Consider the following 1,210-nt stretch of genomic DNA (forward strand, 5'->3'; position numbering starts at 1 on the left):
CCACCGGCCACGGCAGCCGCCACCCGCGCGAGAAGCACCCTGCGCGCCTCCGGCCCACCGGCCCGCGCCTCCGGCGCGCCCTCCCGCCCGGCGGCCCCTTCCTGGGCGACAGGAGCCTCCTTCGTCGCCGCGGAGGCTTCCGTCGCTGCGAGGGCCTCCTCGGCGACCGGGGCTTCCTTGCCTGTCGCGGGGGTCTCGTTCGCGGGGGTCTCGTTCGCGGAGGCGGGTGCCCGCCCAGCGGGTGGGTAGGGGCGTGCGGGATCGCCCGTCGTGGGCGGTAGGCCCGTCCTGTCCTGCACCACTCCGTCTGCCCCCTGGGATGCGCACACGCCTGTAAGTCGAAACGCTACCGCTCCCGAGCAGCCGTCAGGCAGCCGCGGCACAGCAGGATCGCGGAAAGAGACAGCAAGGCAGGAGACGGAACGGCGGGACAGCCGGGCGGAGGGCGGGGATCGCGGTGGAGCCGGAGGTGGAGCGGCTGGGTGATCCCGCGGACGACGAGGCCGTGGGATCACCCGCGCTGATGGCGATCCTGCGCACGAGAGCGGGAAGAGGGCCCGGAAACCCTTCGGACCGGACCCGTCTCGTCGGCGGCGAGCGCGGAATTCCGTTGTCTACTGGGCTCCCGGGCCCGTCCCGGGTCCAACCCCCCGCCCGGCTGGGGTGCCCCGACTCGACGGACCGACGGCCCTGCACCTGGCTGTGTGGACGGAGTCACGCTCCGTCACGGACGCAGGATCCGACGATGTCAGAGACGGCCAACCGGCCAAGTCCCGTGCTGGACTGCGCAGCAAACTACCGACTCCACCTCAGATGTCAACCGTGTCCCGATCAGCAGAAACATCAAGTTTTCGCAGGTAGGACATGCTTGGCCTGCCTCGCCAAAGCGGGTTAGAGGCCATTTGTCGGCACATGTTCGCGGCGCGGCAGACCCTGGAACGCCGCCGCCAGTTCCCCCGGCAGCGGCTCCCCGTGGACGATCCCGAGCCGCCGCGTGGCCCGGGTCAGCGCCACGTACAGGTCGCTCAGCCCGCGCGGCGACTGGGACGCGATGAGCCCCGGCTCGGCGACGATGACCGAGTCGAACTCCAGGCCCTTGGCGTCCGCGACGCCCATCACGGCGACGGGCGCGTCGAGGGCCGCCGCTCCCCCGCTCCGGCCGGAGCCCGGCGCGACCACCGCGGCCCCGTCCACGGTGCCCGCGACCGCC

At 73.0% G+C, this 1,210-nt stretch carries 1 protein-coding gene and 1 pseudogene; both read right to left on the bottom strand.

Annotation, left to right across the window (positions count from 1 at the left end):
* Positions 1-299 (bottom strand): annotated as a pseudogene (locus DQW85_RS45995) (hypothetical protein); the annotation flags it as partial.
* A gap of 592 nt (positions 300-891) precedes the next feature.
* A partial coding sequence (locus tag DQW85_RS22700; protein ID WP_162795251.1) for an ATP-binding domain-containing protein occupies positions 892-1,210 on the bottom strand: 319 nt, incomplete at its 5' end.

It is taken from the genome of Nonomuraea lactucae, from assembly GCF_003313395.1.
Classification (GTDB): Bacteria; Actinomycetota; Actinomycetes; order Streptosporangiales; family Streptosporangiaceae; genus Nonomuraea; species Nonomuraea lactucae.